Below are 16992 nucleotides of genomic sequence, written 5' to 3' on the forward strand. Positions count from 1 at the left end.
GCAACCACCTGCGCGACAAAACGTGCGATGACAACGGTGTTTGAAAGGAGCTTTTTCGCGACGAGGTCGCCCATGGCAACTGCAGAAAAACGTTTCATAAAATCCTTCTCAGAGTTTTTTCAGTGCCACCTGAATCACCGCGCAACAACGATTGAGGTTGAGGCGAAACTCAGCGTTTTTGTCACTAAAATGTCAGGTTTGCAGGGCGGCTCAGACACTCGCCAATTCTGCAAAAAACCACCGGACGGCCACGCACAGGCGTCACCTGAAGACGGTATTGGCAAATTTAAGCACCGGCCTTTTGGGCTGTATGTCACCCGAATCCGTGACATTCACGGGACAGTGAAATATTTCGCAATGAACAATCTATGCTGTTGTTTTATATAGATTTTAAAATCCATAAAAACAAAACGCCCGCGACCAAAAGGGTGGCGGGCGTCAGGCAATCAGGCGAACAGGTACAGCGTTTTACATCAGGCGCGCCGATCCTGCGCAATGACGCTCACGTCGGACACAATGTGCCCATCGACCAACTTGACGATACGGTCGGCCAGTTGGAAGTATTGATCGTCGTGGGTGATGATCAGCACGGTCTTGCCGCGACGCTTGAGGTCGGGCAGCAACTCTTCATAGAAGAAGCGTTTGAACGGTGGGTCCTGGTCCGCTGCCCACTCATCCAGCACGTACACCGGGCGGTCTTCCATGTAGGCGCAGACCAACGCCAGGCGTTTTTGCTGGCCGTAGGACAACTCTTTGGTGGTGGAATAACCCAGCCCGTCGATCTTGATTTTGTCTTCCAGGCCCAGCGTGGCCAGGTACTTTTGCGCCAGCGCCGGGCTTGCCTCTTCGCCATCCGGCCCGATCAGCCGGTTGAACAGGTGGAAGTCGCTGAACACGGCGGAAAACAGGTCACGGTAATCGCTGCGGGTTTCGTCGGTCACCGCCACGCCGTCGACCAGAATCTCGCCCGCCTGAGGCACATACAATCCGCACAAGGCCTTGACCAGCGTGCTTTTACCGCAGCCATTGCCGCCGATGATGTAGACCAACTCACCGCTGTTGATCGTCAGGTCGACAGGCCCGAGGGCAAAACCGCGCTCGGCATCCGGGCCCCGGTAATTCATCACCACACCCTTGAGCGCGATGTGTTGCCACTGCTTGATGTGCGCAAGGCGCAGCACATTGGAGGTGTCCGGCTCAGCCGAATCAGCATGCCGTTCATTGATCTGAAAGCCGAATTCCGCCAGCCGGCTGACCGCAATCCGGCCCTGCGCGACAACCGGCATCGCACTGATCAGTAGCCCCAACGGCCCCAGAATGTAAAGCACGGTCAACACACTCGCGGTCATCACTTGACTGTCGGTGACCATCAAAAACGGCAGGGCGAATACCAGGCTGCCGATCAGCAGCGACTGGGTGAGCAAGCCCATGTTCTCGGCGCCGAGGTACCACATGTGTTCGATGAAATTGAACCGTGCCACCCGCGTGGACGACTCTTTGATGGCGGAACGCGCAAACCAGCGGCGGCGAATGCCATTCAGCTTGAGCTCTTTGAGGCCGAACACCAGGCCGTGCGTGTGTTCGTTGAACGCGGTGAATTCGTCACGCACGCGGCCGGTGAACTTAACGCCGCCCAGGAACAGAAAAACGTACAGCATGGCGCCGACGACCAGCAGCCCCAAGGTCACGGCAAATACCGTCCATGACAGGTAGGCGAGGTACGCCAAGCCAACCATGAACACCGTCGACTCGACCAGTATCGCCGGCATCACCAGCAGCGTTGCGTTGAGCTGCGGAATGTCGGTGGTCAACAGCGTCAGCACATTCGGCGGGCCGCGACGGTCGACTTCTTCAAGCGGCGATGCGAGGATTTTCTGGCACAAGGCAATGCGCAAGCGCGTCATTAATTTCATGTTGGCGTACGCGGGAAACAAGGTCGCCGCATTGCGAAACGCCAACGCCAGCACACTCAGGCCAATAAACCAGTACAGCAAGTGCAGCCGCGAGCCCTGCTCATAGATCGCCTGATTAACCACGTTAATGACGGCGATCGCTGCCACGCCGCTGACGATGCCGGTGATCAATGAAAAGAACGCCAGCCAGGGATGGTTTTGCCACAGCAGGCGCAAGACCGAGCCTGGCTTGGGCGGGTTCTCATGCTCTTTTTTCATGGATTCATTCCTCAAATACACTCAAGACCGGGACAGACCCGTCAGGCAAACCGCTCCAACCGGCCAGGGTGCCGGGGCTGCCAAGTGTACGGATTGCTTGAAAAACGGCTGTCCCCCAAAGCCTGTACAAAACGTTTTTCGAGGAAAAGCGTGGCGTATTGGAGGGTTTCGCAGCGGCGTTGCAGTCTTCGTTTAATGCCCGCAGACATGTCCCAGCTTTCCATTACAGACCAGGCCAGCGTGCATGAGGCCTAATGCCGACCCAGACAGTAAGACTTAAAGGAGGGAGCAATGCTTTTCCTCTCAATGCCTCCGACGCTGAACACAATGTCGATATCAAGGATGATTGGACTATGGACCTGACCAGCAGTATTCAAAATGCTGATAGCCCGCACTTCTATTTCATACTCGGCGAGTTGATTTCCAGTACTGATCAGGACCTGTTCGCGCTCAACATGTTGAAGCTGGTCGGCAAGTTATTGCCCATCACCGCGCTGACGCTCAGCGAGTGGGCGATTGATGACGCGCAGGCGATGCTGTTGGACATCAAGGAACTCGGCAGCTCGGGCGACCCAACGGTCATCCCGCCGCCTCAATGCACCCGCCACCATTACGATCATCCGTTGTTAAAAGAGATGTTTGAAATGGAGGACTCGTTGCTGATCCGTGCGAATAACCGGGGCAACGCAGCCAATGGCGCTACCTCCAGGGTCGCGGCTCACCAGTGCATGCTGGTGTCGCGCAAAGCCAAACGCCGCTGTGTGGTGACCTTATATCGGTCTCACACGCTGCGTGATTTTTCACTGACTGAGCTGTCGCTGCTCAAGAATCTCTCTGAAGCGCTGCTGCCACTGATCGAAAGCTACGCGCAATTCAGTCGCCAGAGCACGCTGAAAAGGCTCGGCAGTTGGATGACCACCCCGGTGACCGCCAACGAACACACTCAGATGCAGCACGAGTTTCAGAATCGCCTGATGCTGAGCGACATCACGTTATCCACCCGCGAGCAGGAAGTGTGCCTGGGCCTGCTGATCGGTGAAACCGTGCCGGAAATAGCGGAAAAACTCAGCCTTAAAAAAAGCTCCATCGAAACCTATCTCAAGCGCGCGACAGCAAAGCTTGGGGTCAGCGGTCGACACGGCCTGACCAAATGGATGGTCGGTGCCTAGCAGAACTCAACAAGCGGGTTGCTCAGGCATGCCCGGGTCCCTTTCAGATGAGGCTGGTCAATGAACACCTTTCCTTTGTCTTTGCTGACAGTTGCACTGCTGCTGAGCGGCTGTTCGCTTATCCCCGACTATCGCCAGCCCGACGCGCCGGTGGCCGCGCAGTTTCCGCAAGGCCCGGCGTATGGCGATTCGGCTAAAACCGTGAATCCAGCGGCTGCCAAGCAAGGGTGGCGCACGTTGTTTCACGACCCGGCATTGCAGGAATTGATTCAGGCGGCCTTGACCAATAACCGCGACCTGCGCGTTGCCGCGCTGAACGTCGAGGCGTTCAGGGCGCAGTATCAGATCCAGCGCGCCGACCTGTTCCCGGCTATTTCGGCGAATGGCAGCGGCAGCCGTCAGCGCTTGCCGGCCAGCATCACGCAGACCGGCAAGCCGTCGATCAGCTCGACGTATTCGGCGACACTCGGCATCAGTTCTTATGAACTGGATTTTTTCGGGCGTATCCGCAGCCTCAGTGAACAGGCAATGCAGAAGTACCTGGCCACCGAGCAAGCACAACGCAGCGCTGAATTGAGCCTGGTGGCGAATGTGGCGAATGCCTACCTGACCTGGCGCGCCGACCAGGAGCTGTTGGGGCTGACCCGCGAGACCCTGGAGTCTTACGAGGAAAGCCTGCGATTGACCACCAGCAGCCTGCAGGCAGGCGTCTCGTCTTCGCTGGATGCGGCCCAGGCACAAACCCGTGTCGAAAGCGCGCGTACCGACTTCGCACGTTATCAACGCCAAGTGGCACAGGACCTCAACAGCCTGACCCTATTGGTCGGGGGCGCGTTACCGGCGTCGTTGCCGGCAAGGCCGCTGGCCAGCGACTTGGTGGCCCAGATGCCGTCAGGCGTGCCCTCGGACCTGCTGCAACGACGTCCGGATATTCTGCAGGCCGAATACGAACTTAAAGCGGCCAACGCCAATATTGGTGCGGCCCGCGCAGCATTTTTCCCGAGTGTGAGCCTGACCGCGAATGCGGGCGCGTCGAGTGCCGAGCTGTCCAGCCTGTTCAAAGGCGGCTCCGGCAGTTGGACCTTTCAGCCGCAGATCAGCCTGCCGATTTTCAACGCCGGCAGCCTTCGCGCCAGCCTCAACTACTCCAAACTGCAAAAAGACATCAGCGTCGCCCAGTATGAAAAGGCGATTCAGACGGCATTCCGCGAAGTCGCCGACGGCTTGGCGGCACGCAAGACCTATGACGAGCAATTGAATGCACAACGCGATCTGGTGGCGGCGAACCAGAACTATTACAACCTCGCCGAGCGCCGCTATCGCCTCGGCGTCGACAGCAACCTGGTGTTTCTCGACGCACAACGTTCGCTGTTCGCCTCCCAACAGGCATTGATCACTGATCGTTTGGCGCAGTTGGTTGCCGAGGTGAATTTGTACACCGCGCTGGGCGGCGCATGGGCAGAAGCCAAACCGCTGGTCGTCGCCGAGACACGCCCATGAGCACCTTTGAGCCTGGCCAATATGTGCGCCTGCGCTCGGGCGGCAAGCGGATGCTGGTCATACACGTGCTGGAAACCGCGCAATTGACCAACACGTCACTGGTGCCCTGTGAGTATCAGGTAAAAAACCGCAAAACCCTGGGGTTCTACATCGCCGCCAACCTGCGGCTGGCGGACGCCCCGGCCTCGCCCGGCAATGCTGTTTGAAACCCCCGCCAACCCTGCACTTTCCGGCCGTGCAGCCTTGACCCAGAGAGCCCCGCCATGCCCCGCGTTTCCCGCAAACAAGCTGATCTCAACCGCGAAATCATCGTCGAGGCCGCTACCCATTTATTCCGTGAGCGCGGCCTGCACGGCATCAGTTTGTCGCAAGTAATGGCCGCTGCCGGCATGACCCACGGTGGTTTCTACGGGCATTTTTCGTCCAAGCAAGCCCTCGCCATCGAAGCGTGCCAGCGTGCACTCGAGAAATCGAACCAGGGCTGGCAGGAAAACATCAGCCGCAGTGATGATTCTGCAGCCGCGCGCGACGCCATCCTGCACGCGTACTTATCGCCAGCCCATCGCGACAACCCGGGCGATGGCTGTGCAATAGCGGCGTTTACTCCCGGTATGTGCTACGAACCCGCCGGCACAATGTTGCAGCACGCGTTTATCGAAGGCGTAGAACATTCGCTGGGGATATTTGAGCAACTTGAGGATGAAGACCGCCAGGCCTCGCTGGCCAGGTACGCGATGATGATCGGCGCCCTGACCCTCTCTCGTGCGACTCGCGGCAATGGCTTGTCAGACGAATTCCTCGATGCAGTGCGAAACACTCTGCTGCCAGATAGCACGTCACACGCGCACGTTCCTGCCTGCTAGGGATGCCTTTCGCAGAAAACCTGTGCTGGATGAACGGTCGGTAAATTCAGAAAAACCTTACGAAAGAAGAAAGTTTTTTACCTCAACAAAACGCTGCTTCTTACAAATACCGCATACTCATCCTCTAAAGCCCTTCAGGATGCGCCTTCCGATGCCCACCACTGTTCTGGTCCTGGTTGAAACCATTAACGACTACCTGCCAATCATCGAAAGTAATGACTTTCATGTGATTCTGGCGCCCACGCCCGCAGAGCGCGCTCAGGCGATCAAGGCCCATGGCGGGCAGATCAAGGCCGTTGTAACGCGTGGACCATTGGGCCTGTATGCCGAAGAAATCGCCGCGCTGCCGTTGCTCGAAATCATCTGCGTGATCGGTGCCGGCTACGAACACGTCGACCTGCAAGCGGCGAGCAATCGCGGGATCGTCGTCACCAACGGCGCCGGGGTGAATGCGCCGACGGTGGCCGATCACGCGATGGCGCTGCTGTTGTCGCTGGTGCGCGGCATTCCCCAGACCGATGCAGCGGTGCGCCGCAGCGAATGGCCGAAGGTGATGCGCCCTTCCCTGGGCGGCAAGCAACTGGGCATTCTCGGGCTCGGCGCGGTGGGCTTGGAGATCGCCAAACGTGCTGCCCTCGGCTTCGGCATGCAGGTGAGTTATCACAACCGTCAGCCGCGCGATGATGTGGACTACACCTACTGCGCCACCGCCGTGGAGTTGGCGCGCACCGCCGACTTTTTGATACTCGCCACCCCCGGCGGTGCAAGTACTCGCCATTTGATTGATCGCCACGCGCTGGACGCGTTGGGGCCGAACGGCTACCTGGTGAACATCGGGCGCGGCAGCGTCGTCGTGACCGCCGACCTGGTGTCGGCCCTTGAGCAACGGCGCATCGGCGGCGCGGCGCTGGATGTGTTCGACGACGAGCCTAAAGTGCCCGACGCCCTCAAGCACTTGAGCAACACCGTGCTCACCTCGCATGTGGCCGGGCTGTCGCCGGACGCGGCGCATGACACCGTGCAGCGCGTGGCCGACAACCTGGTGGAATATTTCGCTGGCCGTGCGGTACTGACGCCAGTGGCGCTACCCGCACGCAACTGAGCGTTGCATAAATGACCGATCAGGCACGCTGATCGTGCGCCAACACGCTAACCTATTAAGCCGCCCCGACCTTGTCGCTGGGCGGTGCTGCGCATTAGATTAACCAATAGTCCAAGGCCTACAGAATAAGCAGAAGGGATAAGTATGGCGCTGAACGACCAATCGACGCAGATTCGCGCTGGCGAAGAACTTGATGCCAACCTCATTGATCCCTACCTTAAAGCGCATATTCCGGGCTTGAGCGGCACGCCCAAGATCAGCCAGTTCCCCGGTGGCGCGTCGAACCTGACCTACTTGCTGGAATACCCGGGCCAGGAATTTGTGTTGCGGCGCCCGCCGTTTGGTCACAAGGCCAAGTCTGCCCACGACATGGGCCGCGAGTACCGCATTCTCAATCAGCTTAAAGACGGCTTTCCGTATTGCCCCAAGGCCTACGTGCACTGCACCGACGCGTCGTGATCGGCGCCGAGTTCTATGTGATGGAACGCGTCAACGGCATCATCCTGCGCTCCGACCTGCCGGCTGAACTGGGCCTGGATACGAGCAAAACCGAGGCGCTGTGCAAAAGCTTCATCGACAAATTTGTCGAGCTGCATCAGGTCGACTACAACGCCTGCGGCCTGGCCGACCTGGGCAAGCCTGAAGGGTACGTGCAACGGCAGATTCGCGGCTGGAGCGAGCGTTATGAAAAAGCCCTGACCCCCGACGCACCGCGCTGGGAAGCCGTGCGCGCGTGGCTCAACGACAAGATGCCGGCCGACCACCCGACCTCAAGCATCGTGCACAACGATTACCGCTTCGATAACGTGATTCTTGACCCGCACAACCCGATGCAGATCATCGGCGTGCTGGACTGGGAACTGACCACCCTCGGCGACCCGCTGATGGACTTGGGCAACACCCTGGCCTACTGGATCGAAGCCTGCGACCCTGCGCCGGTGCAACTGATGCGTCGCCAACCGAGCAACGCCCCCGGCATGCTCACCCGCCGCGAGTTCGTCGATTACTATGCCGAACGCTCGGGCATCCAGATCGACAATGTCGACTTTTACTACACCTACGGCCTGTTTCGCCTGGCCGGTATTGTGCAGCAGATCTATTACCGCTTCTTCCATGGCCAGACCCAGGACAAACGCTTTGCGCAGTTCATCCACATGAACGCGTTGCTGGAGCAGATGAGCCTGAACGTCATCGGCAAATCCGCGCTCTGATCGCACACAAAAAGGAACCCCCATGTCCAAGACCAACCTGTTCGACCTCGACGGCAAGATCGCTTTTGTTTCCGGCGCCAGCCGCGGTATCGGTGAGGCCATCGCCAAGTTGCTGGCCCAGCAAGGCGCGCATGTGATTGTGTCCAGCCGCAAGCTCGAAGGCTGCCAGCACGTGGCGGATGCGATCATCGAAAGCGGCGGCAAAGCCACTGCGGTGGCGTGCCATATCGGCGAAATGGAGCAGATCACTCAGGTGTTCGCCGGCATCCGCGAACAGTTTGGCCGGCTGGATATTCTGGTCAACAATGCCGCGACCAACCCACAATTCTGCAATGTGCTCGACACCGACCTCGGCGCGTTCCAGAAGACGGTTGACGTGAATATCCGAGGGTATTTCTTCATGTCGGTAGAAGCCGGCAAGCTGATGCGCGAGAACGGCGGCGGCAGCATCATCAACGTGGCGTCGATCAACGGCGTTTCGCCGGGCGTGTTCCAGGGTATCTATTCGGTGACCAAGGCCGCGGTGATCAATATGACCAAAGTGTTTGCCAAGGAATGCGCAGCCTTTGGTATCCGTTGCAACGCCCTGCTGCCCGGCCTGACCGACACCAAATTCGCCTCGGCACTGGTGAAAAACGATGCGATCCTGAAAATGGCCCTGGCGCAGATCCCGCTTAAACGTGTGGCCGACCCTAGCGAAATGGCCGGCGCGGTGTTGTTCCTGGCCAGCGACGCATCGAGCTACACCACCGGCGTTTCGCTGAACGTAGACGGTGGTTTCTTGTCCTGATCAAGTGCTTCATGTGGGAGGGGGCTTGCTCCCGATAGCGCTAGCCCGGTCGGCTTTTGCATTGACTGACACACCGCTATCGGGAGCAAGCCCCCTCCCACAGAGGCAGCGTTCATCCAGATGTTGTTGCGACGGGCAAACGCAAATACCAAAGCCAATAAAGATCAAAATGTGGGGAGGGCCTTGCTCCCACAGAGGCAGCGCTAATCCCGATGTTTTTGCGACGGGCAAACGCAAATACCGCAGCCAATAAAGATCAAAATGTGGGAGGGGGCTTGCTCCCGATAGCGGTAGCCCGGTCGGCAGATCCACTGACTGACCCAGAGCTGGTTTGGCTGAGCGTCATGGGCGAGAAAATTGCTGGCGGAGCCTGTCGATTCGCAGGCGACAACAGCAGCCTTCAAGATGGTCGTTGACCATACCCGTTGCCTGCATCAGTGCGTACATCGTGGTCGGGCCGACGTAGGTCCAGCCGCGCTTCTTCAAGGCTTTGGACAATCGCACCGAGGCCGGTGACGTCGGGTTGCCGGTCCAATAGGCCATATCCACCACGGCTGGGCGCTCGTCCTCAGCGGGCTCAAACGCCCAAAGCCATCGCGCCAGTGACCCGGTTTCATCCACCAGCTCACACGCCCTGCGTGCGTTATTGATCGTAGAGACGATTTTCGCGCGGTTGCGCACGATGCCCGGGTTTTGCATCAGCCGTTCAATATCGGCCTCGCCAAACTGTGCGACCTTGCGAAAATCAAAGCCTGCAAAGGCCGCCCGAAACTGCTCGCGCTTGCGCAGAATGGTGATCCACGCCATGCCCGCCTGAAACCCCTCCAGGCAAATCTTTTCGTACAACCGAATATCATCCGCCACCGGCACGCCCCATTCGTGGTCGTGGTAGCGCAGGTACTCAGGCGCAGCCGTGCGCCAAGCGCAGTGCGTCAGCCCTGTTGGGTCGGTGGTCAATCCTGGCTGGTCCATGCATCACCTCGCGTGTCAGGCGACGGATGATAAGCGATAAAAATTCCACCCCGCCATTGGAAATCAAAATATTCAAGAAGAAGGCTACATGAGTATCAGAACTTACTTTCATCCAAGTTCCATATTCAACCTAACATTCGCGTAACTGTTTCAGAAAGATGCGTAGCTATTGAGGAATCGAAACTTTCCCAACTAATATCTTTACGCACTTATAAAAAATAACAACGCCAGGAGTTGGAAATGCGAAGACTCACTATTATGGTTGCTGGGCTCTTGTTATCGGGAGTATTCAGCCTGTCCGACACTTACGCGACGCCCGTTGCGCCGGAACCGGACATTTATGCGCTGGCCTCTTCCGAGCGATGGCTAACCACCAAGGTGTATGTCGAAGGGGCGCCCGAGACGGACGTCAAGGCGAATTACCCCGGCGTGGTAGGCATATCGATGTGGGACCCACAGCGCAACCGCTATGAATTTTTCTACACCGATACCGGGCTGTCGAAACACGCGAATGGCGGCGGCGGCTACTTTCTGGTCACCGGCGACAAGAAAACGCACATCCTGATCCCCGACGTCGGCCGAACAGAACCATTGTCAGAAGGCTCGAAAAACTTGATAACAGCGAATTCACCTACTCTCGCGAAGTACCTCGCGACATGGTAGCCAACCAACCACTCGTGCGCATTTATGTCGTGCACGCGCCTTATGACGGCCCGATAAAAACCACCCTTTCAAACTGAATGACAACGCCCAAACCGCCGATCAAAAAACAATAAGGACCCAGGTACATGAAGATGAATATTTTCGCCTCCGCCAAGTCACTTTTAATACCGCTGGTGCTGACCCTTCTGCTGCCCGGCACCGTCAGCGCACAGGCCGCCGCCCCGGCAAAAAATGTCGCCGCCACCGCTGATAACGCCGTCATGTTGACGGTCTTTCTTAAACACGATCAATCTCGGCCGCTGGGCGCGTTGAAAACCCAGCTTGCCCAGCAGGCGTTTCACAAAGTATTCCCGCCTGCCGGCGTCGAAGTGGTGAGTTGGAACATCACGATGGGCATCGGGCAGGTCGTGGTGTTGCGGCTGCCGGCATCGCGCCTGGCAGAAGTAAATCTTGCGATAGAAAACACCGCCTGGGGCGTTTACCAAACGGAATTTTTTCCAACGTACGATTTCATGGCAATAGCACAAGCCGAGCAGAACAAGGCGCGCCAGGCAGGTAGCGCTGAGTAATGTGGCCTTCACCACGCCCTGATTGCAGGTGTGGTGCCAGGTAATAAACAGTGCCCCAACAAAAAGCCCCCGTATCTCACGATACGGGGGCTTTTGTTTTACCGAGGGATCAAGCCGGTTGCAGCAGTACCGACTGACCACTCAACGCCAGGTCCAGCAACTCGCGGTTGGCAACCGCGTACATGGCGTAGTCCGTGCCGACGGCGGCACGAATTTCCACCATCATCGCGCGCCAGCGATCAGCCATGTCCTGGTGCTGCTCAAGCCACAGGGCCACGCGGGCTTCCATGTCGTGTGGCGCGTCGGCCATTTGCAGCACAGAGATGGTGATCGCGCGTTGCTGCCAGTCCACGTCGTCGCGGAAGGCCTCGCGGGCTTGGGCCTGCCAGTTGTTGGCCACCGGCAGATCGCTGATCTGCTGCAAGTACCACGGCAGGTCCAGGGCGCTGCCGACGGCGAAGTAGGCCTTGGCCACTTCGGCGGCGTCATGCCCGGTCACGTCGGCGGCCTCGATGATCGGCAACAAGGTGTACAGGTGATTCGTCCCTGCGACCATGCGTGCCAACAACTCCGGTACACCCGCTTCGGTGTAAGCCTGGTAACGGGTCTGCCAGCCTTCGCGGGTCGGACCTTCGAGCAGTTCGTCGAGCTTGAGGCCCAACGCGGCCAGGTGCGGACCGAAGTGCGCGGTGTCACGGCCAGCATCTTGCTCGTTGCGACGGCTGCGCAAGAACCAGCGCGTAGCGCGACGGCCGAGGCGCATCAGCTCGTCCATCAGTTCCAGTTGCACGTCGGCCGACACCTGGTGGTCCAGGGCTTCGATCTGACGGAACCAGTGCGGGAGATGGAAAATGTCACGCACGATCACATAAGCGCCCGCCACGTTCGCCGGGCTCATGCCGGTCGACTCTTTGAGCCGCTGCACGAAGGTGATGCCCATGTGGTTGACCAGGTCGTTGGCGATCTGGGTGCTGACGATCTCACGCTTCAGACGGTGGCGACGCATCGCATCGCCGAACTTGGCCACCAGGCTCGGTGGGAACGCGGTCTCCATGTCACGGGTCAGGTAGTCGTCATCCGGTACCTGCGACTTGAGCAAGGCTTCCTTGAGGTCGATTTTGCTGTAGGAGATCAACACCGACAGCTCCGGACGCGTCAGGCCCTTGCCCAAGCCGGCGCGCTCGCTGAGCTGCTCCTCGGTCGGCAGGTACTCGATGGCGCGGTCCAGCTTGCCGCGGCCTTCCAGGTCGCTCATCAGGCGTTTGTACTCGGCAGCACGCTCGTAGGCACGGCGCGCGGCCAGGGACAGGGCCTGGGTTTGCTTGTAGTTGTTGCCCAACACCAGGTGACCGACTTCGTCGGTCATGCTCGCCAGCAACTGGTTGCGTTGCTTGTCGGTCATGTCACCGGCCTGCACCACTTCGTTGAGCAGGATCTTGATGTTCACTTCGTGGTCGGAGCAATCCACGCCACCGGCGTTGTCGATGAAGTCAGTGTTGGAACCGCCGCCATTCAGGCCGAATTCCACACGCCCCAACTGGGTCATGCCGAGGTTACCGCCCTCGCCCACTACCTTGCAGCGCAGCTCGTTGCCATTCACGCGCAACGCGTCGTTGGCCTTGTCGCCCACGTCGGCGTGGCTTTCAGTGCTGGCCTTGACGTACGTACCGATACCGCCGTTCCACAACAGGTCTACCGGCGCCTTGAGCAAGGCGTTCAGCAGTTCGGTCGGGGTCAGCTTGTCGGCCTTGATGTCGAAGCGCTCTTTCATCTGTGGCGAAATGGCGATGCTTTTCGCGCTGCGCGAGAAGATACCGCCGCCTTCAGACATGATGCTGACGTCGTAGTCGGTCCACGCCGAACGCGGCAGCTCGAACATGCGCTGGCGCTCGACGAAGCTGGTCGCCGGGTTCGGGTTTGGGTCGATAAAGATATGCAGGTGGTTGAAGGCCGCGACCAGTTGCAGCTTGTCGGACATCAACAGGCCGTTACCGAACACGTCACCGGCCATGTCGCCGACGCCGACCACGGTAATATTGTCTTCCTGCACGTTGATGCCGCGCTCACGGAAGTGACGCTGCACACCGACCCACGCGCCCTTGGCGGTGATGCCCATTTTCTTGTGGTCGTAACCGGCGGAACCACCGGAGGCGAACGCATCGCCCAGCCAGAAGCCGTAGTCGATGGCGATACCGTTGGCGATGTCAGAGAAGGTTGCCGTGCCCTTGTCGGCGGCGACTACCAGGTACGGGTCATCGTCGTCATGCCGTACGACGTTGGCCGGTGGCACCAGGGCGCCGTCCTTGAGGTTGTCGGTGATGTCCAACAGGCCCGAAATGAAGATGCGGTAGCAGGCGATGCCCTCGGCCGCGATCTCGTCCCGGGTGCCGCCCAACGGCAGGCGACGCGGCAGGAAGCCGCCCTTGGCGCCCACCGGCACGATCACCGAGTTCTTCACTTGCTGGGCTTTTACCAGGCCGAGCACTTCGGTGCGGAAGTCTTCTTCACGGTCGGACCAGCGCAGGCCACCACGCGCCACGTTACCAAAGCGCAGGTGCACGCCTTCGACACGCGGCGAGTAAACGAAGATTTCAAATTTGGGCACCGGCTTCGGCAATTCAGGAATCGCGTGCGGGTTGAACTTGAAGCTGAAGTACGACTTGTTCTGGCCGTTGGCATCCGCCTGGTAGAAGTTGGTGCGCAAGGTGGCTTTGATCAGGTCCAGGTAACGACGCAGGATACGGTCTTCGTTGAGCACCTGAACGTCGTCCAGAGCGGTAACGATGGCTTGTTCCAGGCGTTGCTGCTTGTCTTCCAGGTCATCGGCGCTGAGCTTGCGCGCGAGATAGAAGCGGGTTTTGAACAACCGGGTCAACTCGCGGGCGATGTCGGTGTGGTTGTTCAAGGTGCTGGCGATGTAACCCAAGTCGAAGCCCAGGCGAATCTGCTTCAAGTAACGCGCATACGCACGCAGCAGCGCAACGTCGCGCCATGGCAGGCCGGCGGTCAGCACCAGGCGGTTGAACGCATCGTTCTCGGCGTCGCCGTGAACAATGTGCACAAACGCGTCTTGCAGCGTGTCGTTGAGCTGTTGGATGTCCAGGTTCACGCCTTCGGCGGCGATGAACGCAAAATCATGAATCCAGAACTCACGGCCATTCGCGTGACGCAGGCGGTACGGGAACTCACCCAGCACGCGCAGGCCGAGGTTTTCCAGAATCGGCAGCACGTCGGACAGCGCCAGCGGGGTATCCGCGTGGTAAAGCTTGCAATGCAGCTCGCGCTGGCCCGAGACCTGGCCCAGCGGCTGATAGAAGCTCATCACCAGCGGGTTGGCTTCGGTGAGGCTATTGAGGTGCTGCATGTCGACCACGGCCGAATGCGCCGCGAAACGCTCGCGGTAACCCGCCGGGAAGCCTTTCGGGAAGTCGGCCAGCACGTTGGTGCCATGCGCTTCGCCAAAGCTTTCGATGACCAGGCTGGAATAGTCGTCCTGCCAGCTGCGGCAAGCCTGTATCACTTCTTTTTCCAGTTGCAGCGTGTCGATGTCCAGGCGGTTCTTCGGGTCCACCCGCAGAATCAGCTGCACACGGGCCAGCACCGACTCAGAGAAGAACGTCCAGAATTCGCAGTCCGAGGCTTTCAGGCGATCCATCAGCACTTGCTGGATTTTCTGGCGCACTTCGGTGGAGTAAACGTCGCGCGGCACGTAGGCCAGGCAGTAGCAGAAACGACCGTACGGGTCTTTGCGCAGGAACACGCGGATCTTGTTGCGCTCCTGGATCTGCACGATCGACATCACGGTGCTGAACAGCTCGTCAACCGGGGTCTGGAACAGGTCATCGCGCGGCAGCACTTCAACGACCTGCGCAAGCTCCTTACCCAAGTGAGCCTTGGACTGAAAGCCCGAGCGGCGTTCGATTTCGGCCACTTTACGGCGGATGTAAGGGATCACGCGCACGCTTTCGCCGTACACCGAAGAGGTGTAGAGGCCCATGAAACGGCATTCCTTGATGACTTTACCGTCGGCGTCGATCTGGCGGATCGATACGTAGTCCGGGTAAGCCGGGCGATGCACGCGGCTTGGGTGCGCAGCCTTGGCGAACGACAGCACAACCGGCTCGTTCAGGTAGGCCACCGCGTAGTCTTCGATGCGCAGGTCTTCAGCGGTAAGGCCGGCGCGCAATAGCTTGGTCAGGCCGAGGAACGAATCGGCGTCATATTCGATATGACCGCCATCCGCCTCGTCACGTACCACAAATTCTTCATAACCGAGGAAGGTGAAGTGGTTGCCCACCAGCCATTCCAGGAAATTTTTGATCTCGGCTTTTTTTTCGCCGTCGATCACGAACTGGCTGGCGTCGACGCCGGCCAGCAGCTCCTGGACCTTGGCTTTCATCGGCTCGAAATCCGCCACGGCCACGCGCACTTCGCCTAGTACCTGCTCAAGCTCTTTGCTCAGCACGTGCAGTTCGGCGGCATTCGCGCAGCGGTCGATTTCCAGGTACATCAGCGATTCTTGCTGGATGCCTTCGCCCTGAGTGCCTTTGGCGAGGATTTCCAGCAGCTCGCCCTTGCTGCCACGGCGTACGCTGAGCACGGTGGTTTGCAGGGTATGGATGCTGTAGCCACGACGGTTCAGCTCGGTACGTACCGAGTCCACCAGAAATGGCAGGTCATGGTGCAGCACTTCGACCGCGGTGTGGGTCGACTGCCAGCCATGACGTTCGTAATCGGGGTTGTAGACGCGCACTTGCGGTTGGGTGTGATCAAAGCGCTCAAGCAGGCGCCAGGCAGACAACGTGCAACCGGCCAGGTCGGAAAGGCGACGCTGGGTCAGTTCGTCCAGAGAAATGATGCCGAAAAATTGTTCAGCGAACAGCGCCACTTGTGGCAGTGCCTGTTCACTGATGTGCTGCGCCAGTGCCGCTTGCAGTTGGTGCTGAAAGTCGGCCTTGCTGGCTGCGGTGAAGAACGCCATCTGTGGTACTCCGCTTGGGCTTGTTATTGATGGAAGCGTCGCGCGTTATCCCCTCGCGGGGAAGACCGTCAGCGCTGTTCGTCGTAGCGATAGGGCTAACCATAAACGAATCAGGGTGACAGGTGGGTGAAGCTGGACAAGACAATCAGGTCACATACAACTTCCATGGGAGGCGCGCCTTGCCGGGTGACGGTACGACGGGCAGGTCAGACATCCGGCGCAGGCCGCATCCGTTGCGCAGCTTAACCAGTGTGGGAAGCCAGCTGCTTGCGACGCTGCGACATATTCGGTCATCGGCACGCAGGCTCGGGATTACTGACACACGATGCAGCACAAAATTCGCTGGAATGGCACAATTGGCCCGCTGCGCTCTTCCCCCAGACAGGATTTCCCATGCTGCAACTGAAAACCGACGCATTGATGGCCACCCCGTGCGACGAAGAAGAAGACAACATGGCCATGCTCTGCTGTCACGGTAAAAACGGCGAGATGTTCATGCTTTCGCGTTACCCGGATGAAGACGACGTGGAACTCACTTGGGATTACGAGCCGTCGAACCTGGAGGATCTGAAGGTCACGCTGAGTGACACCACGTTGCTGATCGAGCTGGCTGCAGGCGATGCCGATGCACTGGGCGGCAACGACCCGCTTACGATCACCCACAGCACCGCCGCGTCGGACCTGGCTGAAGTTGAGCAAACCCTGCAGAACATCCTTAAAGGCACCGGTACTTTCATCCGAATTTAAACCCCGTGTGAGAGCCGGGCTTGTGTGGAAGCCGGGCTTGTGTCGGAGCCGGGCTTGTGTGGGAGCCGGGCTTGTGTGGGAGCGGGCTTGCTCGCGATGGCGGTGTGTCAGATACGTATTCTTCGACTGGACACACCGCCATCGCGAGCAAGCCCGCTCCCACAGTTGACTGCGTTCGGCCTGGGGCATCCACACAGCACGCTTGCACAGGGATTTGTGCGATATACACAAAATTCCTACAAGTTTTCCTAAAA

At 58.9% G+C, this 16992-nt stretch carries 11 protein-coding genes and 2 pseudogenes; 10 read left to right on the forward strand and 3 right to left on the reverse strand.

Annotation, left to right across the window (positions count from 1 at the left end; genetic code table 11):
* Positions 1-473 precede the first annotated feature (473 nt).
* Entirely contained in the window at positions 474-2171 is a 1698-nt protein-coding gene (locus F0169_RS16285) for a cyclic peptide export ABC transporter (RefSeq protein ID WP_152747075.1), read from the reverse strand.
* A 353-nt stretch (positions 2172-2524) separates the two neighbouring features.
* Here F0169_RS16285 and F0169_RS16290 point away from each other — a divergent pair, with 353 nt between their 5' ends.
* The 7 genes and pseudogenes from F0169_RS16290 to F0169_RS16320 all read left to right on the forward strand — a co-directional run bounded on the left by F0169_RS16290 (position 2525) and on the right by F0169_RS16320 (position 8806).
* The gene (locus F0169_RS16290) at positions 2525-3340 is read left to right on the forward strand and encodes a helix-turn-helix transcriptional regulator (RefSeq protein WP_058411223.1); all 816 of its coding nucleotides are present in this window, start codon (positions 2525-2527) and stop codon (positions 3338-3340) included.
* A gap of 60 nt (positions 3341-3400) precedes the next feature.
* Positions 3401-4840 (forward strand): AdeC/AdeK/OprM family multidrug efflux complex outer membrane factor, encoded by a 1440-nt coding sequence (gene adeC, locus F0169_RS16295; protein WP_152747076.1) that lies wholly within the window; start codon positions 3401-3403, stop codon positions 4838-4840.
* On the forward strand, positions 4837-5046 hold the full coding sequence (locus tag F0169_RS16300; protein ID WP_058411225.1) for a hypothetical protein: 210 nt from the start codon (positions 4837-4839) through the stop codon (positions 5044-5046). The genes adeC and F0169_RS16300 overlap by 4 nt, the downstream gene beginning before the upstream one ends.
* A gap of 57 nt (positions 5047-5103) precedes the next feature.
* Positions 5104-5703, forward strand: coding sequence for a TetR/AcrR family transcriptional regulator (locus F0169_RS16305; RefSeq protein WP_152747077.1), 600 nt, complete (start codon positions 5104-5106; stop codon positions 5701-5703).
* Between the two features lie 151 nt (positions 5704-5854).
* Positions 5855-6805: a 2-hydroxyacid dehydrogenase gene (locus F0169_RS16310; RefSeq protein ID WP_152747078.1), complete on the forward strand. Its 951-nt coding sequence runs from the start codon at positions 5855-5857 to the stop codon at positions 6803-6805.
* Between the two features lie 144 nt (positions 6806-6949).
* Positions 6950-8016 (forward strand): annotated as a pseudogene (locus tag F0169_RS16315) (phosphotransferase family protein).
* Positions 8017-8038: 22 nt separating this feature from the next.
* A complete protein-coding gene (locus tag F0169_RS16320; protein ID WP_099239259.1) occupies positions 8039-8806 on the forward strand; it encodes an SDR family oxidoreductase in 768 nt (255 codons plus the stop codon).
* A gap of 342 nt (positions 8807-9148) precedes the next feature.
* Here F0169_RS16320 and F0169_RS16325 read toward each other — a convergent pair whose 3' ends face one another.
* Entirely contained in the window at positions 9149-9778 is a 630-nt protein-coding gene (locus F0169_RS16325; RefSeq protein WP_152747079.1) for a DNA-3-methyladenine glycosylase I, read from the reverse strand.
* Positions 9779-10018: 240 nt separating this feature from the next.
* On the opposite strand from F0169_RS16325, the pseudogene F0169_RS16330 reads away from it, so the two are divergent.
* Positions 10019-10518 (forward strand): annotated as a pseudogene (locus tag F0169_RS16330) (DUF4822 domain-containing protein).
* Between the two features lie 54 nt (positions 10519-10572).
* The gene (locus tag F0169_RS16335; protein ID WP_152747082.1) at positions 10573-11010 is read left to right on the forward strand and encodes a hypothetical protein; all 438 of its coding nucleotides are present in this window, start codon (positions 10573-10575) and stop codon (positions 11008-11010) included.
* 109 nt (positions 11011-11119) lie between these two features.
* Here F0169_RS16335 and F0169_RS16340 read toward each other — a convergent pair whose 3' ends face one another.
* Positions 11120-15991 (reverse strand): NAD-glutamate dehydrogenase, encoded by a 4872-nt coding sequence (locus tag F0169_RS16340; RefSeq protein ID WP_152747080.1) that lies wholly within the window; start codon positions 15989-15991, stop codon positions 11120-11122.
* 393 nt (positions 15992-16384) lie between these two features.
* Between F0169_RS16340 and F0169_RS16345 the strand changes: the two genes are divergently transcribed.
* A complete protein-coding gene (locus F0169_RS16345; RefSeq protein WP_152747081.1) occupies positions 16385-16738 on the forward strand; it encodes a hypothetical protein in 354 nt (117 codons plus the stop codon).
* The last annotated feature ends 254 nt before the right edge of the window (positions 16739-16992 follow it).

Origin of the sequence: Pseudomonas kitaguniensis, assembly GCF_009296165.1 — a bacterium.
Taxonomy (GTDB): Bacteria; Pseudomonadota; Gammaproteobacteria; order Pseudomonadales; family Pseudomonadaceae; genus Aquipseudomonas; species Aquipseudomonas kitaguniensis.

What these genes read in the sequence shown, in the direction of transcription:
- F0169_RS16285 (WP_152747075.1), bottom strand. Translation starts at nt 2,171, where the DNA reads ATGAAAAAAGAGCATGAGAACCCGCCCAAGCCAGGCTCGGTCTTGCGC.
- F0169_RS16320 (WP_099239259.1), top strand. Translation starts at nt 8,039, where the DNA reads ATGTCCAAGACCAACCTGTTCGACCTCGACGGCAAGATCGCTTTTGTT.
- F0169_RS16300 (WP_058411225.1), top strand. Translation starts at nt 4,837, where the DNA reads ATGAGCACCTTTGAGCCTGGCCAATATGTGCGCCTGCGCTCGGGCGGC.
- F0169_RS16290 (WP_058411223.1), top strand. Translation starts at nt 2,525, where the DNA reads ATGGACCTGACCAGCAGTATTCAAAATGCTGATAGCCCGCACTTCTAT.
- F0169_RS16325 (WP_152747079.1), bottom strand. Translation starts at nt 9,778, where the DNA reads ATGGACCAGCCAGGATTGACCACCGACCCAACAGGGCTGACGCACTGC.
- F0169_RS16340 (WP_152747080.1), bottom strand. Translation starts at nt 15,991, where the DNA reads ATGGCGTTCTTCACCGCAGCCAGCAAGGCCGACTTTCAGCACCAACTG.
- F0169_RS16305 (WP_152747077.1), top strand. Translation starts at nt 5,104, where the DNA reads ATGCCCCGCGTTTCCCGCAAACAAGCTGATCTCAACCGCGAAATCATC.
- F0169_RS16310 (WP_152747078.1), top strand. Translation starts at nt 5,855, where the DNA reads ATGCCCACCACTGTTCTGGTCCTGGTTGAAACCATTAACGACTACCTG.
- adeC (WP_152747076.1), top strand. Translation starts at nt 3,401, where the DNA reads ATGAACACCTTTCCTTTGTCTTTGCTGACAGTTGCACTGCTGCTGAGC.
- F0169_RS16345 (WP_152747081.1), top strand. Translation starts at nt 16,385, where the DNA reads ATGCTGCAACTGAAAACCGACGCATTGATGGCCACCCCGTGCGACGAA.
- F0169_RS16335 (WP_152747082.1), top strand. Translation starts at nt 10,573, where the DNA reads ATGAATATTTTCGCCTCCGCCAAGTCACTTTTAATACCGCTGGTGCTG.